This is a genomic window from Providencia sp. (genome assembly GCF_040396775.1).
GTDB lineage: Bacteria > Pseudomonadota > Gammaproteobacteria > Enterobacterales > Enterobacteriaceae > Providencia.
In genome coordinates this window covers 60,959-87,135 of sequence record NZ_JBEBNT010000017.1, presented here as the reverse complement: position 1 = coordinate 87,135, position 26,177 = coordinate 60,959, and the positions used below count along the sequence as shown (strand labels likewise).

The 26,177-nt window shown below is 42.6% G+C and carries 25 protein-coding genes; 12 read left to right on the top strand and 13 right to left on the bottom strand.

Features of this window, described 5'->3' with window-relative positions; translation table 11 throughout:
- The coding region (locus tag ABWP91_RS16080; RefSeq protein WP_502935819.1) for a 50S ribosomal L9 C-terminal domain-containing protein at positions 1-92 on the top strand (92 nt) is incomplete at its 5' end.
- Between the two features lie 110 nt (positions 93-202).
- Here the strand turns inward: ABWP91_RS16080 and ABWP91_RS16075 are convergent.
- The gene (locus ABWP91_RS16075) at positions 203-790 is read right to left on the bottom strand and encodes a LysM-like peptidoglycan-binding domain-containing protein (RefSeq protein WP_353244093.1); all 588 of its coding nucleotides are present in this window, start codon (positions 788-790) and stop codon (positions 203-205) included.
- A 220-nt stretch (positions 791-1,010) separates the two neighbouring features.
- Here ABWP91_RS16075 and bamJ point away from each other — a divergent pair, with 220 nt between their 5' ends.
- Positions 1,011-1,631, top strand: a complete 621-nt coding sequence (gene bamJ, locus ABWP91_RS16070) for a BamJ family beta-barrel-assembly machinery protein (protein ID WP_353244092.1) — start codon at positions 1,011-1,013, stop codon at positions 1,629-1,631.
- Between the two features lie 129 nt (positions 1,632-1,760).
- The gene (cysQ, locus tag ABWP91_RS16065) at positions 1,761-2,501 is read left to right on the top strand and encodes a 3'(2'),5'-bisphosphate nucleotidase CysQ (RefSeq protein WP_353244091.1); all 741 of its coding nucleotides are present in this window, start codon (positions 1,761-1,763) and stop codon (positions 2,499-2,501) included.
- Positions 2,502-2,545: 44 nt separating this feature from the next.
- Here cysQ and mqo read toward each other — a convergent pair whose 3' ends face one another.
- The 4 genes from mqo to ABWP91_RS16045 all read right to left on the bottom strand — a co-directional run bounded on the left by mqo (position 2,546) and on the right by ABWP91_RS16045 (position 5,930).
- On the bottom strand, positions 2,546-4,039 hold the full coding sequence (gene mqo, locus ABWP91_RS16060; protein ID WP_353244090.1) for a malate dehydrogenase (quinone): 1,494 nt from the start codon (positions 4,037-4,039) through the stop codon (positions 2,546-2,548).
- A 10-nt stretch (positions 4,040-4,049) separates the two neighbouring features.
- Positions 4,050-4,439, bottom strand: coding sequence for a cupin domain-containing protein (locus tag ABWP91_RS16055; RefSeq protein WP_272573907.1), 390 nt, complete (start codon positions 4,437-4,439; stop codon positions 4,050-4,052).
- A 365-nt stretch (positions 4,440-4,804) separates the two neighbouring features.
- Positions 4,805-5,395, bottom strand: coding sequence for an NUDIX hydrolase (locus ABWP91_RS16050; protein WP_353244089.1), 591 nt, complete (start codon positions 5,393-5,395; stop codon positions 4,805-4,807).
- 130 nt (positions 5,396-5,525) lie between these two features.
- A complete protein-coding gene (locus tag ABWP91_RS16045; RefSeq protein ID WP_353244088.1) occupies positions 5,526-5,930 on the bottom strand; it encodes a YgiW/YdeI family stress tolerance OB fold protein in 405 nt (134 codons plus the stop codon).
- A 177-nt stretch (positions 5,931-6,107) separates the two neighbouring features.
- On the opposite strand from ABWP91_RS16045, the gene qseB reads away from it, so the two are divergent.
- Both qseB and qseC read left to right on the top strand, forming a co-directional pair.
- A complete protein-coding gene (qseB, locus tag ABWP91_RS16040) occupies positions 6,108-6,773 on the top strand; it encodes a quorum sensing response regulator transcription factor QseB (RefSeq protein WP_353244087.1) in 666 nt (221 codons plus the stop codon).
- On the top strand, positions 6,770-8,122 hold the full coding sequence (gene qseC, locus ABWP91_RS16035; protein ID WP_353244086.1) for a quorum sensing histidine kinase QseC: 1,353 nt from the start codon (positions 6,770-6,772) through the stop codon (positions 8,120-8,122). The genes qseB and qseC overlap by 4 nt, the downstream gene beginning before the upstream one ends.
- A 158-nt stretch (positions 8,123-8,280) precedes the next feature.
- On the opposite strand, the gene ABWP91_RS16030 is transcribed toward qseC, so the two are convergent.
- The gene (locus ABWP91_RS16030; RefSeq protein ID WP_353244085.1) at positions 8,281-8,838 is read right to left on the bottom strand and encodes a YtfJ family protein; all 558 of its coding nucleotides are present in this window, start codon (positions 8,836-8,838) and stop codon (positions 8,281-8,283) included.
- Positions 8,839-9,134: 296 nt separating this feature from the next.
- On the opposite strand from ABWP91_RS16030, the gene ABWP91_RS16025 reads away from it, so the two are divergent.
- Positions 9,135-9,341: a DUF1107 domain-containing protein gene (locus tag ABWP91_RS16025; RefSeq protein WP_219244903.1), complete on the top strand. Its 207-nt coding sequence runs from the start codon at positions 9,135-9,137 to the stop codon at positions 9,339-9,341.
- Between the two features lie 77 nt (positions 9,342-9,418).
- Here ABWP91_RS16025 and paeA read toward each other — a convergent pair whose 3' ends face one another.
- Both paeA and msrA read right to left on the bottom strand, forming a co-directional pair.
- The gene (gene paeA, locus ABWP91_RS16020) at positions 9,419-10,786 is read right to left on the bottom strand and encodes a polyamine export protein PaeA (protein ID WP_353244084.1); all 1,368 of its coding nucleotides are present in this window, start codon (positions 10,784-10,786) and stop codon (positions 9,419-9,421) included.
- 341 nt (positions 10,787-11,127) lie between these two features.
- Positions 11,128-11,769: a peptide-methionine (S)-S-oxide reductase MsrA gene (msrA, locus tag ABWP91_RS16015; protein WP_353244083.1), complete on the bottom strand. Its 642-nt coding sequence runs from the start codon at positions 11,767-11,769 to the stop codon at positions 11,128-11,130.
- A gap of 133 nt (positions 11,770-11,902) precedes the next feature.
- Between msrA and tamA the strand changes: the two genes are divergently transcribed.
- From tamA to ABWP91_RS16000, 3 genes are read left to right on the top strand one after another with little or no spacing between them, the layout of a single operon-like run.
- The gene (gene tamA / locus ABWP91_RS16010; protein WP_353244082.1) at positions 11,903-13,645 is read left to right on the top strand and encodes an autotransporter assembly complex protein TamA; all 1,743 of its coding nucleotides are present in this window, start codon (positions 11,903-11,905) and stop codon (positions 13,643-13,645) included.
- On the top strand, positions 13,642-17,418 hold the full coding sequence (gene tamB, locus ABWP91_RS16005; RefSeq protein ID WP_353244081.1) for an autotransporter assembly complex protein TamB: 3,777 nt from the start codon (positions 13,642-13,644) through the stop codon (positions 17,416-17,418). Before tamA ends, tamB begins: the two co-directional genes overlap by 4 nt.
- Before the next feature lie 3 nt (positions 17,419-17,421).
- The gene (locus tag ABWP91_RS16000) at positions 17,422-17,769 is read left to right on the top strand and encodes a gamma-glutamylcyclotransferase family protein (RefSeq protein ID WP_353244080.1); all 348 of its coding nucleotides are present in this window, start codon (positions 17,422-17,424) and stop codon (positions 17,767-17,769) included.
- Positions 17,770-17,899: 130 nt separating this feature from the next.
- Here the strand turns inward: ABWP91_RS16000 and ppa are convergent, their stop codons facing one another.
- Complete coding sequence (gene ppa / locus ABWP91_RS15995) at positions 17,900-18,430, bottom strand: inorganic diphosphatase (RefSeq protein ID WP_353244079.1); 531 nt, start codon at positions 18,428-18,430, stop codon at positions 17,900-17,902.
- Positions 18,431-18,643: 213 nt separating this feature from the next.
- Positions 18,644-19,651, bottom strand: a complete 1,008-nt coding sequence (gene fbp / locus ABWP91_RS15990; RefSeq protein WP_047756321.1) for a class 1 fructose-bisphosphatase — start codon at positions 19,649-19,651, stop codon at positions 18,644-18,646.
- Between the two features lie 165 nt (positions 19,652-19,816).
- Here fbp and mpl point away from each other — a divergent pair, with 165 nt between their 5' ends.
- Positions 19,817-21,199: a UDP-N-acetylmuramate:L-alanyl-gamma-D-glutamyl-meso-diaminopimelate ligase gene (gene mpl, locus ABWP91_RS15985; RefSeq protein ID WP_353244078.1), complete on the top strand. Its 1,383-nt coding sequence runs from the start codon at positions 19,817-19,819 to the stop codon at positions 21,197-21,199.
- A 41-nt stretch (positions 21,200-21,240) separates the two neighbouring features.
- Here the strand turns inward: mpl and ABWP91_RS15980 are convergent, their stop codons facing one another.
- On the bottom strand, positions 21,241-21,663 hold the full coding sequence (locus ABWP91_RS15980) for a DUF6122 family protein (RefSeq protein ID WP_353244077.1): 423 nt from the start codon (positions 21,661-21,663) through the stop codon (positions 21,241-21,243).
- 87 nt (positions 21,664-21,750) lie between these two features.
- Entirely contained in the window at positions 21,751-22,221 is a 471-nt protein-coding gene (gene argR / locus ABWP91_RS15975) for a transcriptional regulator ArgR (protein WP_219244895.1), read from the bottom strand.
- Positions 22,222-22,716: 495 nt separating this feature from the next.
- Between argR and mdh the strand changes: the two genes are divergently transcribed.
- On the top strand, positions 22,717-23,655 hold the full coding sequence (mdh, locus tag ABWP91_RS15970; RefSeq protein ID WP_353244076.1) for a malate dehydrogenase: 939 nt from the start codon (positions 22,717-22,719) through the stop codon (positions 23,653-23,655).
- 86 nt (positions 23,656-23,741) lie between these two features.
- Here mdh and ABWP91_RS15965 read toward each other — a convergent pair whose 3' ends face one another.
- A complete protein-coding gene (locus ABWP91_RS15965; protein ID WP_225820571.1) occupies positions 23,742-24,716 on the bottom strand; it encodes a LysR family transcriptional regulator in 975 nt (324 codons plus the stop codon).
- Positions 24,717-24,888: 172 nt separating this feature from the next.
- Here ABWP91_RS15965 and ABWP91_RS15960 point away from each other — a divergent pair, with 172 nt between their 5' ends.
- Positions 24,889-26,175: an amino acid permease gene (locus ABWP91_RS15960; RefSeq protein ID WP_425299573.1), complete on the top strand. Its 1,287-nt coding sequence runs from the start codon at positions 24,889-24,891 to the stop codon at positions 26,173-26,175.
- Positions 26,176-26,177 lie beyond the last annotated feature (2 nt).

Sequence of the window (26,177 nt, the reverse complement as noted above, 5' to 3'; positions counted from 1 at the left end):
GCGTTCTGCGTACTACTGGTGACCACGAAGTTCACTTCCAGTTACACAGCGATGTTTTCGCAGAGCTGAACGTTATCATCGTTGCTGAGTAATCAATAATGATGATAGGTGTTGTCGATTTATCGATGGCGCCAACAAAAAACACCGGCTAAGTCCGGTGTTTTTTATTTTCTGACATTCCATATTGGCGATTCATTAGTGACTACGGTGTACGGTAGTAACTTCCATCGCTAAGCCTTGCAAAGCTATAGGTTTTCCCATCAGAAGCCGTGGTTTCCAGTAACTGAACTTCCCCTTTCCCATTAGCTTTTAAGCGAACTTTTTGCCCTTGACGTAAATTACTCAACGGCTTTTCAGCTCCTTCAACGCGAGCCATGATAAAGGCGTCGTTAGCTTGTAAATTATTATCACGGAATAATTGCGCCAGAGTTTTCCCTTTTTGAACGCGGTAATTTTGCCACTCGTTTACCGATGGGCGTGTAACTTGCGGCTCTTGTGGCTGTGTTGGTGGTGTTACCGTTGGCGGTTCTGTTGGTGCTGGTTCTATGGGCTCCGGTACAATTTCAGGTTCTGTCGGCATTCCCTCCACATTACCTTCGGGTTCTTGGCCTGATGGTGTCTGAATAGGATCAGGAACGATTTCTGGTGTTGTTGGTGGTGGAATGATAATAGGCTGGTTTTGTGGTGCATTATCCAATGGTTTATCACCCGTTGGCCAAAACAGGGCAACCACGACAACCAGTACTAATACAGCAATGCTATAGAGATGAAATTTAGACAGTTTAACCATCATTCCTCCTTGGCGAGGTAATGTACTAATTAAGGCGTATTTATACGCATACTAACACTGTTTTTGGGTAATTTAAGCGCTTGATACGATTTTTCAGAGAACACTGAGCAAATTCAGACGCCATCAAGGCGTTTTATTATTTAGATTGACGGTTTGGGTTTACCCATAGCAGGGGGACTGCTATTCTTGTTTTTTTATCAAAAACCATATGGGTATTTTCATGGCAAACCAAAATTTTGATTCAGTAGAAGCTCAAGCAAGCTACGGTATTGGTCTACAAGTTGGGCAGCAATTATTAGAGTCTGGTCTAGAAGGTTTAGTACCAAACGCAATTTTAGCAGGTCTGGTTGATGCATTAGAAGGCAATATGCCATCTGTGCCTGTTGAAACCCTGCACAAAGCATTACGTGAAATTCATGAACGTGCAGATGAAGTTCGTGTTGCTCGCCAAGCTGCAATGGCAGAAGAAGGCCAAAAATTCCTCGATGAAAACCAAAAACGTGATAGTGTTTCAACGACTGAATCTGGTTTGCAATTCTCAGTGATCAACCAAGGTGAAGGTGCGATCCCATCTCGCTCTGACCGTGTTCGTGTTCATTACACTGGCCGTTTAATTGATGGCTCTGTGTTTGATAGCTCGGTACAACGTGGCCAACCAGCTGAATTCCCAGTTAGTGGCGTGATCCCAGGTTGGATCGAAGCATTAACGCTGATGCCTGTTGGTTCTAAATGGGAGCTGTATATCCCTCATGAATTAGCTTATGGTGAGCGCGGTGCAGGTGCATCAATTCCACCATTTAGCACACTTGTTTTTGAAGTTGAGTTGTTAGAAATCTTATAAAAATAGCGGTTTTAATCACTATTTGAATTGATGCCTTGGTGTTTTTATTCACTAAGGCATTTTTTATGGCGTAAATTTTACACACTTGCTACTCTTGCTGTAAAGGTCAACGGGAGAGAGGTGAATAACATGCTACAACAAATTTGCGAACTGGCTCAAGAAGCGGGTTATGCCATTATGGAAACCTACAATGCGCAAGAGCCGTTGCGGGTTGATCATAAAAGTGACAACTCCCCTGTCACGGAGGCGGATATTGCTGCACACCATATTATTGCCGCTGGCCTCACACGCATTGCCCCTGATATTCCGCAACTTTCTGAAGAAGATCCCCCTGAGTGGTCAGTTAGGCAACACTGGCAACGCTATTGGTTGATTGACCCACTTGATGGTACCAAAGAATTCATTAACCGTAATGGGGATTTTACTGTCAATATTGCGTTAATTGAAAATGGGATACCCATTATGGGGGTCGTGTACGCTCCAGCAAAAGGGTTGCTTTATTATGCAGAGGGAAACCAAGCATGGAAAGAAGAAGGCGGGCATAAGCAGCAAATCCATGTGTATGACGGAAAACCGCCAGTGATTGTCATCAGCCGTTCTCATCAAGATAGTGAATTAATGGATTATTTAGCGCAAATGGGGGAGCACACGACCGCTGAAATTGGCTCATCACTGAAATTTTGCCTTGTTGCGGAAGGAAAAGCGCAGCTTTACCCGCGGTTTGGGCCAACGAATATTTGGGATACCGCCGCAGGCCATGCAGTTGCGATTGGAGCGGGTGCGAGAGTAGTTGATTGGAACGGAAAAACGTTAGACTACACTCCGAGGGAGTCATTTTTGAACCCGGGTTTTCGCGTAATTTTATTCTAATATGCAATAAAGGTTGGGAAGTGCTTTCCCAACCTTATCAATGATTAATTATCTAATTGCAGCACTTTAGCGGTTGCAGTACGAATATCTAAACACGCTTTTGCATCTTGTTTTAGATCAATGCCATAAGTTGGAATAATCGCTTTTAGCTTCGCTTCCCAGCCATCGGCTTTAAGCTGATCCGCAAAACAGTCTTTGAGTACGTTTAAGGTAATAAAGGCGGCGGTTGATGCGCCTGGCGATGCGCCCATCAGTACGGTGAATGATTTATCTGCACTGGTAATCAGCTCGGTACCAAACTCTAAAACCCCTTTTTTGTCATGATCTGGCTTGATAATTTGCACGCGCTGGCCTGCGACAACTTCTTTCCAATCCTCATGCTGTGCATCAGGGTAGAACTTTTGCAGTGTGGCAAATTGGTGTGCGGAGGTTTGCAGCACTTGCCCCACTAAATATTCTGCGAGTGACCAGTTATCTTTTGCGATAGCCAGCATCGGTTCAATATTATTAAGGCGGATAGACTCAAATAGGTCTAAATAAGAACCGTGTTTTAGAAACTTACTGGAAAATCCTGCATATGGGCCAAACAGTAAGGAGCGTTTTCCGCCAATAATTCGGGTATCTAAATGCGGAACAGACATCGGTGGAGAGCCTTTGTCAGCTTTTCCATACACTTTTGCATGATGTCGAGCCGAGATTTTTTCATCATCACAACGTAGCCAAATACCACTGACAGGGAAGCCACCATACCCTTTTCCTTCAGGAATACCTGATTTTTGCAGTAATTCGATAGCACGCCCACCTGCACCAACAAACACAAATGTTGCCGATGTAATGTGTTTTTCATGGGTTAGTAAGTTTTTGACCTCCACATTCCAACGGCCATCAGGGGTTTGTGTGACATCAACGACTTCATGTTTATAGTGAAGTGAAAAACCCGCTTGTTCACTGAGTTGCGCCATTAATAAATGCGTTAGTGCACCATAATCAACGTCCGCTCCTGTGACCACACGTGTGACAGCAATATTTTTGTCGTCTTCGCGGCCTTCCATCAACAACGGTGCCCAATCATTAATTTGTTTTGGGTCATCACTGTATTCCATATTGTGGTAGCAGTGGTGAGCTGACATTTGTTTAAAGCGTTGCTGTAAGAATTTGACATTGTCCGCGCCCCAAACAAAGCTCATATGAGGGCAAGGGTGAATAAAATCACGCGGATTTTTGATTTTCCCTTTCGTGACAAGGTATGACCATAACTGGCGGGATAAATCAAATTCTGTATTCACTTCAAGGGCTTTGCTGATATCGACAGTGCCATCAGGATTAGGAGGGGTGTAGTTCATCTCACAGTTGGCAGCGTGGCCTGTTCCCGCGTTATTCCACGGATGTGAGCTTTCCTGCGCACAATCATTTAAGCGCTCAAAAACTGCAACTGTTAGTGATGGTTCAAGTTCTTTTAAGAAAGTACCGAGTGTTGCACTCATGATCCCTGCACCGATCAGCGCAATATCAACATTTTCTGCTATAGGTTTAGTCATAAAAAAGCCTCTATTTTTTGGTCGGTGTGAAGCACAGATCAGTGCCTTCTTGATAGACAACATAAGCACGCCGCCACGGGTCGTCACCAATCAACCGCCACTTATGGCCTGTTCCGGTATTATCTTGAGCGAGTAAAATATCCCCCGGATTAATAATAAATTTAGAACCATCTTTGGTTTCAAATTCTAAGGTGCCTGTGAGTGTGATCACATAGCGAGGAACGGGATCTTTATGCCAATCCCATGATCCACCTGAGACGGTTTCACGGAAAGTCAGTTCGCTGACTGAAATGGCTGGGGTTTGGCTATCCCCACGGGCAACACTATCGAGTTCCAGTGTGCCTTCTTCAAACAGGGAATTTCCATCTTCACCTGTCCACATACGAACACAACGTATCATCTTATTTAGCTCCTTAATGAAAATGGTATGGCTTGAAAATTAATTTAAATTCATTAGTGATAAAAATAGGGTTCGTAAAATGACAATATTAAAATGGCGAAAATATATAATGTTTTTAATCTAAGGTTTTTTAAAGGGGAGGTCAAAGCGAAAGCATCTTTATTTATAGTAAAGATGACATGTTTGTATTTAATTGAATTATAAGATTTATTTTAATCACGTTTCGATTGTCGTTTGTTGATTGATGTAAATTAAGCACTTCTTTTAATGAGTGAAATGTATAATCAAGTATCTCATTAAAATTGAGGGATATAAGATAAAGCCCACAACAATGTATTTAAATTGCGGTGAGCTGATAAAGGTAATTAGCTTTTCAGAATGGAATTTAAGGCAAGGTGCTGTATTAACATGATTGTCTTACCATCAACAATTTCCCCTGTTTTGATAGCTTCAAGTGCTTTAGGGAATGGCCATTCTAACACTTCAATATCCTCACCTTCTTCTGCAAGCCCGCCACCTGCATTGCTGCGATTATTATCGTTATATTCAGCGATATAAAAATGCAATTTTTCTGTGACAGAACCGGGGCTCATAAAAGCTTCAAAGATTTTTTCCAGTTTATCAACTTTGAAACCCGTTTCCTCTTCGGCTTCGGCAATAATTCGCGCCTCTGGTGAAGCATCTTCAAGTAGGCCTGCTGCTGCTTCAATTAAAAAGTGAGGGTAGCCACTTACATACATTGGCATGCGAAATTGGCGGATAAGAATAATGCTGTTTTTAATTTTGTTGTATAACAAAATAACGGCACCGTTTCCCCTGTCATACACTTCGCGCTCTTGTTGTTGCCAACTGCCATCGCGCCTTTGTAGTTCGTAGGTGTATTTTTTTAAAATATACCAATTATCTGAGAGAAGTTTTTCTTGGATATTGCGCAGTTTCGGTTGTTTAACAGTCATTGTATGGCCTTCGCGAACAAGTATATTTAAGGCTAATTTAGCACCGTTAAAAACAGCAAGAAATAAGATTTTGAGGAAAGCCAGCTTTCTCGTGAGGGCTGAAAGCTGGCGATATAACAGTAGGGCTTAATTATTTGATTAACTGAATTTGTTTAACTTCAACTTCCCTTGAATTCCAGTCTTTATCGATTTTACCGCGAATTTCAATTTTATCTTTTGGTGTGACATTAATGCCATTCCAACGTTTTTCGCTGATCTCAAGGTTAATGGTACCTGTGCCGTCAGTGAATTCATAATGTTTATGATCAAGCTGTTTAATAATATTACCGCGCAAGATAACCCAACTATCATCTGACATATCAAGCGCTTTTGCGACGGTCATTTCACCGCTATTTGGGCCAATAAAGCCGCCTGATTGGGTAGTTTGTGTTGTTGTATTGGCAACAGCACCTGGGCCATCAAAACCGCCATTAGCAGCAAAAACTGGCGTGGAAGCAAGGGCGGCAACTAAAGCAATTAAAGGTAATTTTTTCATCGTCGTTATCTCCAAATAAAACATTAACGGGTTTGTATGGAGGGTATTAAAACAGGTAAATCTTAACAGGATCTTAAGAAACTTGCATAATGCATTATATTTTTAATTTGCTTAATAATAGCTAGTCATCTTATTGAGTATAAGATAAATATAATAATATTCCGATATGGGGGGATTATGCGTATTTTATTAATTGAAGATGACAGACTGATAGGTGACGGATTAAAAGTCGGTTTAACACAGCTTGGGTTTACTGTTGATTGGTTTATGGATGGTAAACAGGGGCAGCGTGCATTATTTGATGCGCCCTATGATGCAGTCGTTCTGGATTTATCTCTGCCAAATATTGATGGTATGGATATTTTAAAGCACTGGCGCACAGAAGGGCGGGATGAGCCTGTATTAATTCTTACTGCGCGGGATGCCCTTGACCAGCGAGTTCAAGGCTTACAGCAAGGCGCAGATGACTACTTGTGTAAACCGTTTGCATTGATGGAAGTGATGGCGCGTTTACAAGCGTTGATCCGCCGTAGAAGTGGTCAACTTACCCCCAAGCTCAGTCATGGTGAGGTTGAAATGGATCCTGTGGCCATGACGGTGACAGTACATGGTGAGCCTGTTCAACTTAAAGGTAAAGAATTCGCATTGCTCTCCCTATTTTTACACAATCCAAGCAAAGTATTATCCCGCGCGTTGATTGAAGAAAAGCTTTATAACTGGGATGAAGAAGTCTCAAGCAATTCTGTCGAGGTGCATATTCACCATTTAAGGCGCAAATTGGGGAATAAATTTATTCGGACAATCCACGGTGTGGGTTATCGGCTTGGTGATAATGAACAATGAAAACATTTAGTTTGCGGCTTAAGCTCACCTTAACATTATTATTTCTTGCGTTGCTGACGTGGGGAATTGCCAGCTCACTAGCATGGTACCAAACCTATAAGACTATCAATGAGTTATTTGATACGCAGCAGATGGCTTTTGCTAAGCGACTGTCGGTATTGCCTTCAGACCTCGAGTTAACTAAACCCTCACTAACCAAAACAAAAAAATTATTGCGTAAGAACCGCGGCCATCAGGACGATGATGCCCTCGCATTTGCCATATTTACCCCTGAAGGGGAAATGGTGCTTAACGATGGTGATAATGGCCGTGATATTGGTTTTGATTTTACGCGAGAAGGTTTTACAGATGGTGCGATGAAGGGGAGTGATGACCCTTGGCGGTTTGTCTGGCTAAAATCACAGGATGGGCAATATGTGATTGCGGTAGGGCAAGAGTGGGAATATCGCCAAGAGATGGCGACGGATATTATGGTCGCACAATTTATGCCATGGTTGGTTGCATTGCCTGTGATGTTATTGATATTTCTATGGTTACTGACTCGTGCGTTACGCCCTCTGAAAGATGTTGCAAACCAGCTGTATCGTCGAAAGCCCAATGAACTAACACCGATACGAGTGACACGGATCCCCAGTGAAGCGAGGCCTATTATCGACTCAGTAAATGGGTTGTTTGGTCGCATTAACCAAATGTTTGTGCGTGAAAGGCAATTTACATCTGATGCTGCCCATGAGTTACGTAGCCCCCTTGCAGCGTTAAAAGTGCAGGCGGAAGTCGTTCAAATTGCAGGAGATGACCGTGAAATCCGTCGCCATGCAGTCGCAAACTTAACAGAAGGCATTGATAGGGCAACCCGACTTGTTGACCAATTGCTGACGTTATCAAGGTTAGAATCTTCAGCGCAGTTGGATGATACTCGTGAACTGACGTGGGAAGCACTAATTGATGCGGCAGTGAAAGAGATTGAGTCAGAGGCAGCTAGTTCACAAACGACAATCATTCAAACGGTTGTTTCAACGCCGAAGCCTTTTCAAGGACAGGCACTGCTGCTCAGTGTGCTATTGCGTAATTTACTTCACAATGCCATTCGTTATGGTAAAGAAAAGGGGGAAGTAACAATCACGTTGTATGCAGAACACCTTGAAATTCAAGATAATGGTGAGGGAGTAAGCCCTGAGGTATTACAGCGTTTAGGTGAGCGGTTTTATCGACCACCAGGGCAAGAAAAAACAGGCAGTGGATTGGGACTGTCTATTGTTAAACGCATTGCTGAATTACATAACCTGCAAGTGGTTTTTACCCATGGCAATGCAGGCGGTTTTCGCGTCAACATTATTTGGCGACGTTAAATACCCTTAGTGACAGTGATTGATTATTAGCAAAATGAAGATAATTATGCATGTTTATTATAAGGGGATTTTAGAATAACTCACTGTTTTTTGAAAAACACTGCGATAAGCTAATCCCTTCATTTGCGGCTAATTAAATGAAGGGATTGATGGCGCAACTATTTTAAAGCGGAAATGAGCAAGCTAATGACTTTTTCAATTTCTTGTGAATTTAACTCACCATCTTTGAAAAATAACACTTTTCCTTGGTTATCCAGTACGATAATCGCAGAGCTTTCAGGTTTTAACCCCCACGCCGCTTTCACTATGCCATCACTATCGACAATAAACTGTGAGTAAGGAAACTCTTTTTTGCTGTCCTCAACGCTGTTTTTAACAAAAACCCCTGTCCCAAAAATCGCATCATCTGTATTAATAATTGTGGTGGTTTGATAGGTATCATGCGGGAATCTGGCATTTTTTATGGCTTCGATTAGCGGTGCATTGAGCTCTTTTGCAGATGAACGCCCCGCAATATGTTGGATAGTGCGTACTTTCCCGACTAGTTGCTGGCTTTTCCACGGTTGGTAATCAAGTTTATTGTCTTTATTGAGAATTAGCTCACCCTTATCGGTGACGGAAACAGCAGGAACAGATTGATTTATTTGAATATTAGCAGCAGTTGCAATAGCGGATAAGCTGAGTAAGCAAATGGAAATGCAAATGTTTTTAAACATAAAAGCCCCTTGAATTGTAATGTGACTATATGAGTCCGGAGATTATTTTTTTCTCCGTGTATTTATAGCATAGCTCATCGGATGAGTTTCAAGGTTAAATTTAACATTTTTTTAAAATTCAGAACAAATACGCTGTTTGACGGTAATTTAACAGTTAGTTGACAGTGTCATGTTATGTCAGCAAATTGAATAAAACTGCAATTTTAGAACCAAAGTCGAAATTTCTGGTCTATGATTATTGTACGGTATGCATTATGAGGTGCCGTACGTAAGAACAAAGGGGAGGAAAAGTTCGAATGAAAATTTTTAACCGTTATAACCCATCTAAAATTGCTCTTTATGTTAAAACACTTTTCAGTGGTCGGCTCTATATAAAGGATTTTGGGGCATTTGAGTTTAATTATGGGAAGATTTTACCACCAAAAGTCAGTGATAAACGCCATTACAGTGTGATGAGCGAAGTTAACAAACAAGTTTTATTGTTACAGGCTGAATTAGGGTAGGTTAGTCAAAGTTGGTTTTGATTAATAACGCGCCACACAGGGTGGCGCATTGAAAGAAACGGCTTCGCTAACAAGCACTAATGTTCAGTATCTTTTGTTTGTTGTTTTGCGTCAGCCGTTTCAATAGTATTTTTACCTGGCTGTACAACAACTGGTGAAGGGGCCGCAGTCACCCGCGTGACAAGCAACTGGTCAATTTTGTAGTTGTCGATATCCACCACTTCAAACTTATAGCCGGCGTATTTCACGTAATCCGTACGTTTTGGCATTCTTCTCAAGCGGTACATCATAAAGCCAGCGATAGTTTCATAGTTGCTAAAGTCTGGGAAATCATCGATATCTAAAATACGCTGTACATCTTCGATAGGCGTCCCACCGTCAACGAGCCACGAGTTTTCATCGCGTACGACAATTTGCTCTTCCTGCCCTGACCCAACTAAATCACCCATCAACGTAATCATGACGTCATTGATGGTGATGACCCCCATGACTAAGGCGTATTCGTTGAGGATGACGGCAAAATCGACACCGTTATTTTTAAACGCTTCCAATGTGTCCGATAGTGAGAGTGTATCTGGCACCATCAGGGTGCTACGGATATGCACGCCATCATTTAAACTTAAACTTTGCCCATTCAGCACGCGATTCAGTAATTCTTTGGAATCGACATAACCAATAACATGGTCAATGTCCCCTTCACAAACAAGGAACTTTGAATGTGGTTGGGTGGAAATTTTATGTTTAATACTGTCTTCTGATTCGGTTTTATCAAAATAAATAATGCTTTCACGCGGTGTCATTGCGGAAGGTACAGTACGTGACTCTAATTCGAATACATTTTCAATTAATTCATGTTCTTGTTTACGTAAAACACCCGCAACAGCCCCCGCTTCTACCACCGCAAAAATATCATCAGAAGTAATATCTTCATTGCGGGAGACAGGTAATTTAAATAATTTGAAAAACAGGTTGGCAAGGCCATTAAAGAACCAAACAAGAGGGCTTAATACCACTAAACAAAAACGCATTGGGTTGACAATGCGAATAGCAATGGCCTCAGGCTTCACCATACCAACACGTTTTGGCGTTAAGTCAGCCACTAAAATAAATAAGCTCGTTACGATGGTAAAAGAGAGAACAAATGCGATTTTTTGCGCCCACTCAGGGGATAAAAACTGAATGAAAACATCATATAAAGCCGGGGAAAATGCGGACTCACCGACAATACCAGCAAGGATAGCAACGGCATTTAAGCCAATTTGCACCACGGTAAAAAACATACCAGGCATTTCTTGTAATTTCAGAACACGAGCCGCGTTAATGTTGCCTTCATCGGCCATTAGCTTGAGTTTTATGCGGCGGGAAGCTGCCAGTGAAATTTCTGACAAAGAGAAAAATGCACTAATAGCACATAATAAAAGGACGATCAGTAAACTGTTGAGCATAAGTTATCCAGCCTTTCAAAGGGTGAATTTATCAAATTCAAAAATCTTTAAAGGCATAGTCTCGAATATTAAAATATATTGAGTAAGCAAATATACGGTGCGCGACATGCGCAAATTGTTGATATGTGTCGTTAGTATAGATGGGTGGCGAGATATTCGTCAATATTCTTCATTCTTCGCGCTATAGGGGTGTTGGCTTCTCTCAGCTACTCGGGTCACATACTTGTGTATGCTCCCCGAGATATCTTCGTTTGCCGCCTACCTATAACACGAATAATTTTGAATATATTTATTTCTGAAATATTAATTAAAGAATAAATAAAAGATAAATCGGTTATGTGCTAAATAGTTAAAGACGGTGGCATGCAAACACCGATACCACCTAAGCCACAATAACCATTTGGATTTTTATACAGATACTGCTGGTGGTAATCCTCAGCGAAATAAAAGGTTTCCAATGGCGTGATTTCTGTAGTGATTGGGCGAATATCATTTTGTGCCTTCATGGCTTCTTGGTAGGCCTGCAACGTTTTCATTGCTTGCTGGTCTTGTTCTTCTGTTAATGTATAAATTCCTGAACGGTACTGGCTACCGATATCGCCCCCTTGGCGCATGCCTTGGGCAGGGTCGTGGTTTTCCCAAAATAGCGTCAATAGTTGAGCGTAACTGATAACTTGTGGGTCAAAAACAACGCGTACAGCTTCTGCGTGACCAGTTCGCCCTGAACAAACTTCTTCATAGGTTGGGTTAGGTGTCACACCACCGCAATAGCCTGCAGAGGTTGTGTAAACCCCCGGTTGCTGCCAAAATAATCGTTCTACTCCCCAAAAACAACCCATTGCAAAATAAGCAATTTCCATATTCTTAGGAATAATCTCAATCGAATGATGGTTAACAGCGTGATATGGTGAATAAGAAAGTGCGCTGGTTCTGCCAGGCAGAGGCTGTGAAATATTTGCAGAGTGAAATTTATTAAAAGGCATAATGATTCCTATTGGTCTTGACCACACAAATAAGCTAAAAATTAGGATAAAAACTTGTGTCTCGCGCTAATTTTACTCAAAATAAATTGATATGAAGCCTTTAGTCAATCTTTTTACCACCTTAGGAGCAGGCGTGTCGAAATACCCTCTAATCTGTTTTCTCTGCTTAACAGCGGCTGCGCCAGTTGTGCATGCAGCTAATCTTCGTCTTAATATAGAAGGACTTGAAGGACAACTTAATCAAAACGTTCGAGTACAGCTTTCTAATATATCCCAAGACGAAGTGGTGCCAAATGGCCGTTTTCGAGCGCGTGTCGAGAAAGCAATTCAGGAAGGTTTAAAGCCGCTAGGTTATTACGAACCGACTGTTGAATTTAGTTATGAAGAAAAAACACCGCCCGCACGCTCGATATTAACCGCCAAGGTGAATCCGGGTGAGCCTATCTTACTGAAAGGCGTGAAGGTTGAACTTCAAGGTGGGGCAAAAACAGATCCAGACTTTAAAGAGATGGTGTGGAAATTCACACCAAGGCTCGATATTGTGCAAAACGATGGTCACTATGAAGATTTTAAAGGCCGCTTTGGTAGCTTAGCGATCCGTAAAGGCTATTTTGATGCCGTGATGGAAAAGAGCCAGCTAGGGATTTCGCTTGATCACCACGCCGCATATTGGGATTTTGATTTTAACAGTGGTGAACGTTATCGGTTTGGCTCCATTTCTTATCAAGGTTCGCAAATTCGCTCAGATTACCTCAATAACCTCGCCCCCTTTAAAGAAGGGGAATATTACACATCAGAACAGCTTGCCGAGTTTAACCGCCGCTTAGCGGAAACGGGTTGGTTCTCTTCCGCGATTGTGACGCCAAATATTGCTAAAGCACGTGGCGACGGTACAGATGTGCTGCCAATGGAAGGGGTGATGGTGCCACGGGCGAGGAACTTTATCGAACTTGGTGGAGGTTACGCAACGGATGTGGGCCCTCGCGTGAAAGCGACGTGGAACAAACCGTGGGTGAATTCACGAGGTCAAAGCTTAACGTCTAGCATTAGTTTGTCTCAACCAGAGCAAGTGATTGATGCAAGTTATAAGATTCCCTTAAAAGCCAATCCGCTTGAGCAATATTATGCGGTACAAGGCGGGTTTAAGCGTACTGACTTGAATGATACTCAAGCAAATACAACAACGCTGAATGTGTCTCGTAACTGGGAATATTCCTCGGGTTGGCAATATGGTGTCAATATGCGTTGGATGTTGAGTAACTTTACCCAAGCCAACGTCACGAATACCACGATGCTGTTATATCCGGGTGCTTATGTCAGCCGTATCCGCCAACGTGGTGGTGTGATGCCAACGTGGGGAGATAGTCAACGTTACTCCATTGATTATTCAAATAAAATTTGGGGTTCTGATATCGACTTTGCGGTTTTACAAGCCAAAAACGTGTGGATCAGAACGCCGTGGGAAGGCCACCGTTTCATTGTGCGTGGTAACGTTGGCTGGATTGAAACCAACGATTTTGACAAAGTCCCACCTGACTTGCGTTTCTTCGCAGGGGGCGATGGTAGCGTGCGCGGTTATGGTTACCAAAAAATCTCACCAGAGGATAGCCGTGGCAAACTCACTGGGGCCTCAAAACTGGCTGTTGGCTCAATCGAATACCAATATAATTTCACCGGAAACTGGTGGGGGGCGACCTTCGTAGATAGCGGTGAAGCCGTCAATGACATTAAAACCAGTGACTTCAAAACGGGGGCTGGTGTTGGTGTACGTTGGGTTTCCCCTGTTGGGCCAATTAAATTTGACCTAGCAACACCGATTGGTGATTCCAATAATGACAAAATTCAGTTTTATATCGGTTTGGGGACAGAGTTATGAGGTGGTTGAAGTGGTTAAAATGGGTCAGCCTTGCCATTTTATTGATTCTGGTTCTGGTGATTGGTGCGCTTAGCTGGGTAATTGGCACGAAATCAGGTTTTCACTTTGCCTTAAATTCGGTAACACGTTTTGTCCCTGAATTAACCATTGATGGAATTGATGGCGATATTCGAGATCTCACCCTAACGGGTGTGAAATACCAAATGCCGGGTGTGGATGTCAATGCAGGGAAACTGCATTTAGCCGTGAAATTAGGGTGTTTAACGAGTCGTGAACTGTGTATTAATGCATTAGGCACGGAAAATGTCACCGTTAACGTTGATACCTCACAATTTCCGCCATCGGAAGAGACCCCGCCTTCTGAGCCGTTAACAGAGCTAAAAGCGCCTTTAACGATTCGTTTAAACCAGCTGTCATTGATGGAAACACATGTCACTGTAGATGGTATGGCTATCGATTTGGCGAAATTCACCACAGGGGCGACATGGGAAGGCAAAGCAATTACCCTTACTCCGACGGATATTATTGATTTAGCAATAAACTTGCCTGAAGACCCACAAGAACAGCCTGTTGAAGAAAAACAGCCAGACCCGACACCAATCAATGAGCAAAAATCTCTTGGGGATGAGCTTAAGGCATTATTCTCGAAGCCATTATTAGCCGAGTTACCCGAAGTTATTCTCCCTGTCGATTTAAATGTGGAAGGGATTAATGCTTCGAATTTCCAATTAACGGGCAGTACTGACGTTAAAATCAACCAATTTCACCTTAGTTTGTCCAATCAAGGGCAACAAGTGTTGATTAAACAGCTCAAAGTGGATGCGCCGCAAGGCAATGTGTCATTATCTGGGACTGCAACGCTGCAAGATAAATGGCCCGTTTCATTGTCGGTTATTGGAGAAAGCCGCTTAGAGGATTTGGATGGGCAGAAAGTTGATTTATCCCTCAAAGGCGGGTTGATTGATGAATTGAAACTGGCGCTTAATTTACAAGGGCCAATTAACGCCACACTGGATGCAGAAACGGACTTATCCCAAGCCGATTTGCCGATTTTGCTCACTTTGGAAAGCGATAAACTAGCATGGCCGCTAGTCGGCGATGCGCAGTATAAATTAGATGGCACGCGCTTGCGTTTAAATGGCCGCCCATCAGCGTATGATTTATCGTTGCGCTCAGCAATTACGGGGCAAGATTTACCGCCATCAACCTTGATGCTGGATGCGAAAGGTAACGAAGAGCAAATTAATTTAACGCGTTTGCGCCTTGCTGCATTGCAAGGGAATGCGGATATTACCGGTGTGGCTGATTGGAGCAAAGCGATTAGCTGGAATGCGGTACTGACACTGTCAGGGATCAATACCGCAAAACAGTATCCAGAATGGCCAGCAAAAGTGGACGGCAAGATTGCCACTCGCGGTAGCTTATATGGCGGCAGTTGGCAGTTAGATATCCCTGAAATTATGCTCGATGGTAATGTTAAAAATAACTTACTCAAAGCGCGTGGACAGGCGAAAGGTAACGCCGCTGGCCAATGGGATATTCCGCATTTTAATTTAGCGTTAGGCAAGAATAATGTGGATGTTAAGGGCTCTCTCGCAGAGAAATGGAACCTTGATGCCAAAATTAGTGCACCTGCACTCAATGGATTATTGCCAGGGCTTGGTGGGGTGATTGCTGGGGATGTGAAATTACGCGGTAATTTGCAGACCCCAGAAGCCTTAGTTGACCTCACTGCCCGAGGCGTGAAGTGGCAAAATGACCTTGCTATCGAAAATGTCGCTATCAAAGGTAATGTTGCGACCGGTGAGCAAATTAAAGGGGATTTATCCGTTGTTTTACGTCAGTTAAGGCAAGGGGATTTAGTCGTTAGCAACTTGACGTTAGATGCCAAAGGTAGCGAAAAACAGCATACCCTGAAATTAAACATGAAAGGCGAACCTGTTTCTGGCCAATTAGCGTTAGCGGGTGGGTTTGATCGTCAAACTGAGGTGTGGAAAGGCACGTTATCAAATACGTTATTTGATACGGTAGTGGGAGAATGGCGCTTAAACCAAGCCATGTCACTCAATTATGCCAATCAAACGCAAGAAGTGACCATTGGCAGCCATTGTTGGGTGAATCCAAACGCGCGTTTATGTGTGCCAAAACCGATTAAGGCAGGGAAAAGCGGCAGCGCAGATATTGTGTTAGAGCGCTTCGACTTAGCGATGATCAAACCGTTTATGCCAAAAGATACCCGTGTTAGTGGGGTATTTAGTGGTAAAGCGAATGCGAGCTGGAAAGCCGATGGTAGCATGCCACAAGTGCAGGTCGATTTACGTGGTAATGACGTCAAAGCGACTCAGTTTGTTGAAGGAGCGCGTTTACCTATCGCATTTGATACGTTAACACTCAGCGCCGCCTTGAAAAACGGCAAAGCCGACCTTAACTGGTTATTTGGCCTCACCAATAACGGGCAGATGCGCGGAAACCTACAAGTTTCAGATATTGAAAAACGCCGTTTGTTATCAGGTAATGTTGAAATCAATTCCATTACCTTGGATTTAATCAAACCGTTACTGGGCCAAAAAGAAGTGGCTAACGGGCGTTTAAGTGCCAATTTACGCTTAGGGGGTTCAGCAAATAATCCACTGTTAAATGGGAACTTATCACTTTCCAGTTTAGAAATTAAATCTGCGATGATCCCGTTTGATATTAAAAGTGGCCATTTAGGTGTTAATTTCAATGGTACCAGCTCGGTGATGAATGGGCAGATCAACACACCGGAAGGCTACTTGAACATTGATGGTGATGCAGATTGGCGCAATATCAATGCATGGCGGGCGAAAGTGATGGCGCGTGGAAACAACCTGCGTGTGTCTATGCCACCGATGATTAAAATCGATGTGCAGCCCGATATCGTGTTTGATGCTTCTCCATCGCTCTTAACGTTAAGTGGCTCGGTGACTATTCCATGGGCGAGAATTACGGTTCAAGAGTTACCAGAGTCAGCGGTTAGCGCATCGTCCGATGTGGTGATGTTAGACAGTAACTTGAAGCCGATTGAGGAAAAAGCGCCTTCGATTCCAATTCAAACCAATTTGGATATTAAGATTGGTAATGATGTGCGGTTAGATGCGTTTGGCCTAAAAGCGCGTTTAACAGGGTTACTGAAGGTGTTGCAGAATAAGCAAGGGCTAAGCTTGAATGGTCAAATTGACATTCCAGCAGGGCGTTTCCGCGCTTATGGCCAGGACTTGATTGTCCGTAAAGGGCAAATTCAATTTTCAGGGCCTGCGGACCAACCGTTCTTAAATTTAGAAGCGATTCGTAACCCAGAGAACACGGCGGATGATGTCATCGCAGGTGTTAAGGTCACAGGGCTTGCAGACAAACCGAAAGTCGAGATATTCTCTGAGCCCGCCAAGACACAACAAGAGGCACTTTCTTATCTGTTAAGAGGGGAAGGCTTAGAAAGTGGTGACGCAAATGGCTCACAAATGACGTCGATGATTATCGGTCTGGGTGTGGCTCAAAGTGGGCAACTGGTGGGTAAAATCGGTGAAACATTTGGGGTTTCTGATCTGGCACTCGATACACAAGGTGTGGGAGACGGTTCCCAAGTTGTGGTGAGCGGTAAGATAACTAATGATTTACAAGTGAAGTATGGTGTTGGTATCTTTGACTCCTTGGCAACGTTGACCTTACGTTATCGATTAATGCCAAAATTGTATTTAGAAGCTGTGTCTGGTGTGAACCAGGCCTTGGATCTCCTTTACCAATTTGAGTTTTAGATTATGCGTGTAATTGTTTATGGCAGCTTAAGACAAAAGCAAGGAAATCATCACTGGATGACTTATGCTCAATTGTTAGGCGAGCATAAGCTAGAAGGCTATGAACTGTATGATCTTGGATTTTATCCCGCGGTGGTGAAAGGCGATGGCTTCATTGAATGTGAGGTGTATCGCATCAATCCATCGATTTTGACCGAGCTAGATGAGCTAAAGAAAAACTCCCAGGATTATGTAAGAGAGTTGATCCCAACGCCATATGGCAACGCTTGGATATATCTGTATAAGCATTCGGTTGATGGCCTGCGCCAAATTAAAAGCGGCGACTGGCTCAAACGTGATGAAGAAAAATAACCACACACTATTTCGTTGAGTGGACAATGTGCAGTACGCCGGCAATATTGCCGGCGTTTTTACATTTAAAGGTATAAAAAAAGCTCTGGGGTTAACCAGAGCCTTCAATAATATTTCCGTGAAAGGAAAATTATTTTTTCGCAGCGCGTTCGAAAGAGGCAACAATTTCCGCTTTCGCAGCTTCTACGTTATCCCAACCGTCAACTTTAACCCACTTACCTTTTTCTAAATCTTTGTAATGTTCAAAGAAGTGAGTGATTTGTGCTTTCAGTAACTCAGGGATATCGTTCACATCTTTAATGTGATCGTATTCTTTGCTCAGTTTAGTGTGTGGAACCGCCACTAATTTTGCATCTTCACCTGATTCGTCGGTCATTTTCAGGACGCCAACTGGGCGGCAACGAATGACTGAACCTGGTTGTAATGGGTATGGCGTTGGGACTAACACGTCAACTGGGTCACCATCTAAAGACAGTGTGTTGTTGATGTAACCGTAATTGCACGGATAGAACATCGCTGTTGACATGAAACGGTCTACAAACAGCGCGCCAGATTCTTTATCAACTTCGTATTTGATAGGATCTGCGTTAGCTGGAATTTCGATGATAACGTAGATATCTTCTGGCAGATCTTTACCTGCCGGTACATTGTTCAGGCCCATTTAAATGCATCCTTTGTGTGAATAATGAATTTACCCGCTGACTATTAACGCATTGATTAAATAGTGTGAGTTATCGACTTTCAAGTCACTAACTTTTTCGGGTAGATAGCGTGGAGGACATTATAGCCGCAAAAAGGGACAAAACTCACTAGTTGGCGAAAAAAAGGGACAAAAAAGGCGGGAAGCCCCGCCTCTTAGCATTAGTGAATTGGATTATTCAGCGTCTGGGAACTCACGCATGAATGATTCAGCTTTTTCCACCATGGACTCTGTTCCGACGAAGAACGGAGCACGTTGGTGTAATTCACTTGGGATAATATCTAAAATACGGTTCGCACCATCGCTTGCTTTACCGCCTGCTTGTTCAGCTAAGAATGCAATTGGGTTGCACTCATACAGTAGACGCAGTTTTCCATTCGGGTGACTTGCCGTGCTTGGGTAAATATAAATCCCCCCTTTGAGCAAGTTACGGTGGAAGTCTGCGACTAAAGAGCCGATATAGCGTGTGGTATAAGGGCGGTTTGTTGCTTTATCTTCTTCTTGGCAGTATTTAATGTATTTTTTAACGCCCATAGGGAACTTGATGTAGTTACCTTCGTTAATGGAATACATTTTGCCTTCTGATGGGAACATGACTTTCTCATGAGATAAGCAGAACACGCCTAAAGATGGGTCGTAAGTAAACGCGTGTACGCCAACACCTGTGGTATAAACCAACATGGTTGATGAGCCGTAAACAACATAACCCGCAGCAACTTGGCGGTTACCTGGTTGCAGGAAGTCTGCTTCAGTCACAGGTTGGCCAATTGGCGTAATACGGTGGTAAATTGAGAAAATTGTCCCGACGGAAACGTTTACATCAATATTCGAAGAACCATCAAGTGGGTCCATTAATACGACATATTTTGCGTTTTCTGCACGATCTCCTTCGAAAATGACAATTTCGTCTTCTTCTTCAGAGGCGATACCGGCGACTTCTCCGCGTGCTTTTAGGGCCGCTTTCAGTTTTTCGTTTGCATACAGGTCAAGCTTCATCTGGACTTCACCTTGAATATTCGACACACCATTAGTGCCAAGAATATCGACGAGTCCAGCTTTGTTAATATCACGATGGATAATTTTAGCGCCCAGTTTAATCGCTGACAGTAATGACGTCAGCTCACCTGTTGCATGAGGAAAATCTTGTTGCTTTTCGACGATGAATTCGCCTAATGTTTTCATGACGAAGGTCCTGAATAAAATTGACAAAGGTTTTGCGGGACGATTATACCCCGCGCGGGGGAGAGTTTAACTAAATAAAAAAAAGATTAATAGGTTAATGCATTTATAAACCTGCTATTGATGGGTAGAATAGTGACAAACCTCATGCTAATTGGATGAAAAAGAATGCACATACATATTTTAGGTATATGCGGTACCTTTATGGGAAGCTTAGCGATATTGGCGCGATCTTTAGGCCATAAAGTGACGGGCTCGGATGCCAATGTTTACCCACCGATGAGCACATTGCTTGAAAATCAAGGCATTGAGCTTATTCAAGGTTATGACCCAGCTCAGCTCGAACCGATTCCGGATATGGTAGTGATTGGCAATGCCATGACACGTGGTAACCCATGTGTTGAAGCCGTATTAGAACGAGGTTTACCTTACACTTCAGGTCCTCAGTGGTTACATGACCACGTATTGCCTGAGCGTTGGGTACTGGCTGTGGCAGGAACGCACGGTAAAACCACAACTGCAGGAATGCTTGCGTGGATTTTAGAAGATTGTGGTTATAAACCAGGCTTCTTGATTGGTGGTGTGCCGGGTAATTTTGATGTGTCCGCCAAGCTAGGTGAAAGCCCATTCTTTGTCATTGAAGCCGATGAATATGATTGCGCCTTCTTTGATAAACGCTCAAAATTTGTGCATTACAGCCCGAAAACGTTGGTCTTAAACAATCTTGAATTCGACCATGCGGATATTTTCGAAAATCTCGAAGCAATCCAAAAACAATTTCATCACCTTGTTCGTATCGTGCCTGCTAGTGGTAAAATCTTCACCCCAGACAATGACAATCATTTAAAACAAGTGATTGGCATGGGCTGTTGGAGTGAGCAAGAGCTGGTGGGCGGTGAACATGGCGAATGGCAAGCTGTGAAGCTAAATCACGATGGCAGCCATTTTGAAGTGTATTATCAGCAAGAAAAAGTGGGTGAAGTTTCTTGGCAGCAAGTGGGTAACCATAATATCCAAAATGGTTTGATGGCGATTGCAGCGGCTCATCATGTTGGTGTACCTGCGAAAGAAGCCTGTATTGCATTGGATAAATTTATCAACGCACGTCGACGCCTTGAGTTGCGTGGTGTGGAAAATGGTGTGAGTGTGTATGATGATTTTGCTCACCACCCAACTGCAATTTTGGCAACACTCGAAGCGTTACGCAGTAAAGTTGGCGGGACTTCTCGCATTATTGCCGTGTTAGAGCCCCGCTCTAATACCATGAAACTGGGCGTGAATAAAAACGATATCGCCCCGGCTTTAGGCCGAGCCGATGAAGTCTTTTTATTCCAACCGACCAATATTCCGTGGATGGTGACTGACATCGCTGAGAAATGTGTGCAGCCTGCTCGCTGGAGTGCGGATATTGAGGCCCTAACCAATATGGTGATTGAGACTGCGCAACCGGGTGACCATATCCTTGTGATGAGCAACGGTGGCTTTGAAGGTATCCATGGGAAATTGCTGGCAGGTTTAAAAGCCAAAGCGGAAATTGAAGTGGATGAGTAATTAAGCCTACTGATAATGGGCTAGATAGACCCCAGTGTTTATTAAGATTGCTGGGGTTTTTTTATGTCTGAAGTGTCGAACGGGCATTGGTCTATCACCCAGCTTAATGTCACTGGGCTATTCATTTCTTTTTTTAAGCTACCCATATAACAATCGAGTGAATCGGTAAAAAGATGGAATAAGCACCCGACCGCCACCGCTTTGAGCTTCCACGATGGCATAAACAGCAAGATAACATAGGCAATTGCGGCCCAAAGGGAATGAAGAGGGTGGAAGCCAATACCACAACGCTCAGGATCGAAAATAGGGTTTGCCAATAGGTGGTCTAAATCAATAGCCATCGTCGCAATCATAATCAATGCAGCTAGCTTCCAATTTTTTCGCCAAAACAGATAAGCGAACAAAATAGGCATCAAAAAGTGAAAGCCGTAATGCACAATATTGCGAAAAATGTCGAATAGCACGGTAGAGCCCCTAATCTTTGGCTTAAATAAAAAGAGGGAAAGTCGATGCTTTTCCCCCTTAGTGTTGCATCAAGCGATTGATGTAACTTAGAGCTCTTGTTCGAACAACGCTAAAATTGCTTCGTATAGCTCTTTTGTCGTGAAGTTATTCGCAGGTGTAGAGAAAATCGTATCATCCCCTGCAATGCTTCCTAAAATACCTTCTGCTTTACCTAATGAATCCAGTAAACGAGCAATTAATTGAGCTGCACCTGGGCTGGTTCTTATCACCACAACTGATGGGTTGTAATCGATATCCAAAACGAGGTTTTTCAATGGGCTGGTGGCGGTTGGCACACCAGGCTCAGTTGGCAGGCAATACACCATTTCCATTTTCGCATTGCGAGTACGAACGGCACCAAACTTGGTGAGCATTCTGGAAATTTTAGATTGATTAATGTTTTCGTAGCCTTCTTCCTGCAAAGCCGTGACAATTTCAGCCTGAGAGCTAAATTTTTCTTCTTTGAGTAGGGCTTTAAAAGCCTTAACTAAGTCTTCTTGTTTAGACGGAGTGCGCATAATTAACCCATTCATCGGCATTAAACTAAGTTGTATTATCCGTAAAAGTGCATTTTTATGCAACAAAATTGCGTTATGATGATTTAATAATCAATGATAATAGCACTCTTAGGGTTTTATGTTATTTCGTTTGTAGCGCTAATGGTTAATTTATCTTAAATAGTTAGTATTAAACATTAGCATAATAGAGCAATGAATTTGGCTTATAAAAGTTGTAAGTTTATTGTTAATAAAATGGTTTTTGCTTGAATAATGAACAGTAAAAACAACTTATTGTGCGAAAAGCAATAGTGAGAAAAACTATTTGTTAAAAAAGTGCCCGTTATCTCATTAACAGATAAGGAATTTGTTTAGAATGGTGGCAATTAGTCAACAAATTCTCTAGCGTTAAACTCTCTCTCTATCTGTTAAGAAATTGTTTTTTATACGTAATGTATTGAGTGTATAAACAAATAAAGTGATATCTTTTTAAAGTACAAATTAAGGAGTTTCAGAATGAAAGTTGCAGTCCTAGGTGCAGCAGGTGGTATCGGTCAGGCTCTCGCCCTTCTTCTCAAAAACCAGCTTCCAGCCGGTTCAGAACTCTCCCTCTACGACATCGCACCAGTTACTCCAGGTGTTGCTGCTGACTTAAGCCACATCCCAACGGATGTTAAAGTGACGGGCTTTGCGGGTGAAGATGCAAAACCTGCACTTAAAGGTGCGGATATTGTTCTTATCTCTGCGGGTGTTGCGCGCAAACCAGGCATGGACCGTTCAGACCTGTTTAACATCAACGCAGGTATCGTTCGTAACTTGGTTCAACAAATTGCAGAAACGTGCCCGAAAGCATTAATCGGTATTATCACTAACCCAGTGAACACCACCGTTGCAATCGCTGCTGAAGTTCTGGAAAAAGCAGGCGTATACGACAAAAACCGTTTATTTGGTGTGACTACATTAGATATCATCCGTTCTAATACTTTTGTTGCTGAATTAAAAGGCAAAAACGTCAATGATATCGAAGTGCCAGTTATCGGTGGCCACTCTGGCGTGACAATTCTGCCCCTGTTATCACAAATTGAAGGCGTAAGCTTCTCTGATGACGAAATCGCAGCATTAACAAAACGTATCCAAAATGCGGGTACTGAAGTTGTTGAAGCAAAAGCGGGTGGCGGATCAGCGACACTGTCTATGGGCCAAGCAGCGGCACGTTTAGGTTTATCTTTAATTCGTGGTCTGCAAGGTGAAAGCAACGTGGTTGAGTGTGTTTACACTGAAGGCGAAGGCCAACACGCACGTTTCTTCGCACAACCGGTTGTTTTAGGTAAAAACGGTATCGAAAAACACCTGCCAATCGGTAAGTTAAGTGCATTCGAAGAAAAAGCGCTGAAAGATATGTTAGATGTCCTGAAAGCGGATATCGAATTAGGTGAAAAATTCATTAATGGCTAATGCCAATTAATTTTTCCTAATCGAAAAGGTTGAGTTTTTATAAAACTCAACCTTTTTAGTTTCTGCACTATTATTACGAAGTATCACTACGAGGCGTGCTGGCGCATCCAATGGTCCCAATGTGGGTCTGATGGTATTTTTTCCACTAAAAAATCAATAAATGTTCTGATTTTCGGTGAATGTGTATGTGCAGGGTGATATAAAGCGTACAGCGCAAACGGGGTTGATTTAGGGTCGTAATCTAGTAAGACAGGGATCAGTTCCCCATTTTCAATATAATTGCCTAGCATATACGTGGGTAAACAAACGATACCTTGATGGCAACGTGCGGCTTCTAATAAACCTAAGCTGCTGTTCACCTCAATCATATTATTAATTTCCAAAGGATAAGCGCTACCGTCTTTATCTGTCATTCGCCATGTGTCAGGAATATTCGGGTTAATTAAGCAATTATGTGATGCGATATCGGCAGGGGATTGAGGAATACCATAACGCTCGAAATAGGTTCGACTGCCGCAATATACCCAATTAATGTTGCAAATTTTCCGTAACGCGAAATTCTCAGGTGGGTGGCTGGTAATACGTAATGCAATATCAAAATCCACCTCATTTAAATTGATCAGCTCATCATTTAGGTCAACGGATAAACTGACTTTGGGATTCGTTTCGCGGTATTCGCTATATATTTGCATTAAATGGCAGACACCGAATGCAATGGAGCAAGTGATCTTTAATTGCCCTTGAGCGTGTTGATAAAAACTAGCGGTATTGATCAGCGAGTCATCAAGATCAGCCAATAAATTTTGCGATCGTTGCAATAAATAGCGCCCTGCATCGGTCAAAATAAAATTTCGCGTTGTGCGCTTTAGCAGGACGACGCCCAGTTGATCCTCTAGCTGTTGTAGCCCTCGACTAACGGATGATGGCGTTACATTCAGCTTCTTCGCAGCTAAGCTAAAGCTATTACATTCGACGATTTTGATAAATAACTCCAAATGTCGAAAAATCGCGTAGCTGTCAATTTTTGCTTTGAACGCAAAAGTGTTTTTATTTATTAGCATTGTCCTGCCCTATCAAAGCCGTTTATTCCAGCATACTATAATTGTGAATTTATCGCAGTTTGCTCGTGCCACACCAGTATTAAAAAATGGCGATAATAAAAAATTAACGCCGGCAAATAACGTTGTTCCTAACTTTTTTAATAATTAAATCTATAACGTTGAGGAATAGACTATGTCTAATAGTATTCAGGCAAGTGCAGGAAATCCGATTGATACCAAAAAAATCCCTTTTACAAAATATGATGTGGGCTGGGTGATTTTATGTATTGGAATGGCGATTGGCTCAGGAATTGTATTTATGCCTGTGCAAATCGGTATTAAAGGTATTTGGGTATTTATTGCCGCTACGATGCTTTCTTATCCAGCAATTTATTGGCTACAAAATTTATATCTCAGAACATTATCAGAATCTGAAGAATGTAATGACTATGCGAGTGTTATTACACAATATTTAGGCAAAAACTGGGGGATAGCATTAGGGATCGCGTATTTCTTAATGTTATTGCATGGCATGTTTTCTTATTCATTAGCCGTGACCTTCGATAGCGCCTCGTATATTAAAACCTTCGGGTTAACCGAGGGACTATTATCTGATTCGGTTTGGTATGGTTTGATTATTATTACAGTATTAGTGGCGATAGCGGCACAAGGGGAAAGACTGCTGTTTAAAGTGTCTGGTCCAATGGTTATCGTGAAGTTTGGTATTATTGTGCTGCTTGGTGTGGTGATGGTGCCATATTGGAACTTTGCCAATATCACCGCATTTCCTGATTTTCTTCCATTTATGCGAGATGTTTTCTTAACGCTGCCATTTACGTTATTTTCTATTTTATTTGTGCAAATCTTAAGCCCAATGAACATTGCCTATCGTAAGGTTGAAAGTGATAAGCGTATTGCCACTTATCGTGCAATACGAGCTAATCGAGTGGCGTATATTATTTTAGCCGTTGCTGTCTTGTTCTTTGCATTTTCTTTTACTTTCTCAATTAGCCATGAACAAGCCGTATCCGCTTTTGAGCAAAATATCTCTGCATTGGCGATTGCTGCACAGGTTATACCTGGTGCGGTGGTGAAAGTGATGACAGCATTGCTGAATATTTTTGCTATCTTAACGGCATTCTTAGGAATTTATTTGGGCTTCCAAGAAGCCATAAAAGGCATTGTGGTGAATATCCTCACTCGATTCATGCCTGAAGAGCGTATTAACCAAACCGTATTACACTATGGTGTATGTTTAGGGGTGATCATCGCACTGTGGTTCTGGGTTTCAACACGATTCTCTATCCTGTTCTTTATGCAGTTAGGTGGTCCACTGTTTGGTATTGTTTCTTGCTTGATCCCTTGCTATCTGGTTTACAAAGTGCCCGCACTACACAAATTTAAAGGCCCAACAGTGTGGTTCATCATTTTCTTTGGTGTGCTGTTATGCCTATCACCATTCTTTAAGTTTTTTGAATAAAT

Excerpts from the sequence above, each read along its gene's own strand:
- ABWP91_RS16025 (WP_219244903.1), top strand. The coding sequence starts at position 9,135 with ATGAAAATTTTTAACCGTTATAACCCATCTAAAATTGCTCTTTATGTT.
- paeA (WP_353244084.1), bottom strand. The coding sequence starts at position 10,786 with ATGCTCAACAGTTTACTGATCGTCCTTTTATTATGTGCTATTAGTGCA.
- qseC (WP_353244086.1), top strand. The coding sequence starts at position 6,770 with ATGAAAACATTTAGTTTGCGGCTTAAGCTCACCTTAACATTATTATTT.
- mdh (WP_353244076.1), top strand. The coding sequence starts at position 22,717 with ATGAAAGTTGCAGTCCTAGGTGCAGCAGGTGGTATCGGTCAGGCTCTC.
- ABWP91_RS15960 (WP_425299573.1), top strand. The coding sequence starts at position 24,889 with ATGTCTAATAGTATTCAGGCAAGTGCAGGAAATCCGATTGATACCAAA.
- ABWP91_RS15965 (WP_225820571.1), bottom strand. The coding sequence starts at position 24,716 with ATGCTAATAAATAAAAACACTTTTGCGTTCAAAGCAAAAATTGACAGC.
- msrA (WP_353244083.1), bottom strand. The coding sequence starts at position 11,769 with ATGCCTTTTAATAAATTTCACTCTGCAAATATTTCACAGCCTCTGCCT.
- bamJ (WP_353244092.1), top strand. The coding sequence starts at position 1,011 with ATGGCAAACCAAAATTTTGATTCAGTAGAAGCTCAAGCAAGCTACGGT.
- tamB (WP_353244081.1), top strand. The coding sequence starts at position 13,642 with ATGAGGTGGTTGAAGTGGTTAAAATGGGTCAGCCTTGCCATTTTATTG.
- cysQ (WP_353244091.1), top strand. The coding sequence starts at position 1,761 with ATGCTACAACAAATTTGCGAACTGGCTCAAGAAGCGGGTTATGCCATT.
- ppa (WP_353244079.1), bottom strand. The coding sequence starts at position 18,430 with ATGGGCCTGAACAATGTACCGGCAGGTAAAGATCTGCCAGAAGATATC.
- ABWP91_RS16000 (WP_353244080.1), top strand. The coding sequence starts at position 17,422 with ATGCGTGTAATTGTTTATGGCAGCTTAAGACAAAAGCAAGGAAATCAT.
- ABWP91_RS16055 (WP_272573907.1), bottom strand. The coding sequence starts at position 4,439 with ATGATACGTTGTGTTCGTATGTGGACAGGTGAAGATGGAAATTCCCTG.
- qseB (WP_353244087.1), top strand. The coding sequence starts at position 6,108 with ATGCGTATTTTATTAATTGAAGATGACAGACTGATAGGTGACGGATTA.
- ABWP91_RS16075 (WP_353244093.1), bottom strand. The coding sequence starts at position 790 with ATGGTTAAACTGTCTAAATTTCATCTCTATAGCATTGCTGTATTAGTA.
- mqo (WP_353244090.1), bottom strand. The coding sequence starts at position 4,039 with ATGACTAAACCTATAGCAGAAAATGTTGATATTGCGCTGATCGGTGCA.
- ABWP91_RS16045 (WP_353244088.1), bottom strand. The coding sequence starts at position 5,930 with ATGAAAAAATTACCTTTAATTGCTTTAGTTGCCGCCCTTGCTTCCACG.
- fbp (WP_047756321.1), bottom strand. The coding sequence starts at position 19,651 with ATGAAAACATTAGGCGAATTCATCGTCGAAAAGCAACAAGATTTTCCT.
- ABWP91_RS16050 (WP_353244089.1), bottom strand. The coding sequence starts at position 5,395 with ATGACTGTTAAACAACCGAAACTGCGCAATATCCAAGAAAAACTTCTC.
- ABWP91_RS16030 (WP_353244085.1), bottom strand. The coding sequence starts at position 8,838 with ATGTTTAAAAACATTTGCATTTCCATTTGCTTACTCAGCTTATCCGCT.
- argR (WP_219244895.1), bottom strand. The coding sequence starts at position 22,221 with ATGCGCACTCCGTCTAAACAAGAAGACTTAGTTAAGGCTTTTAAAGCC.
- mpl (WP_353244078.1), top strand. The coding sequence starts at position 19,817 with ATGCACATACATATTTTAGGTATATGCGGTACCTTTATGGGAAGCTTA.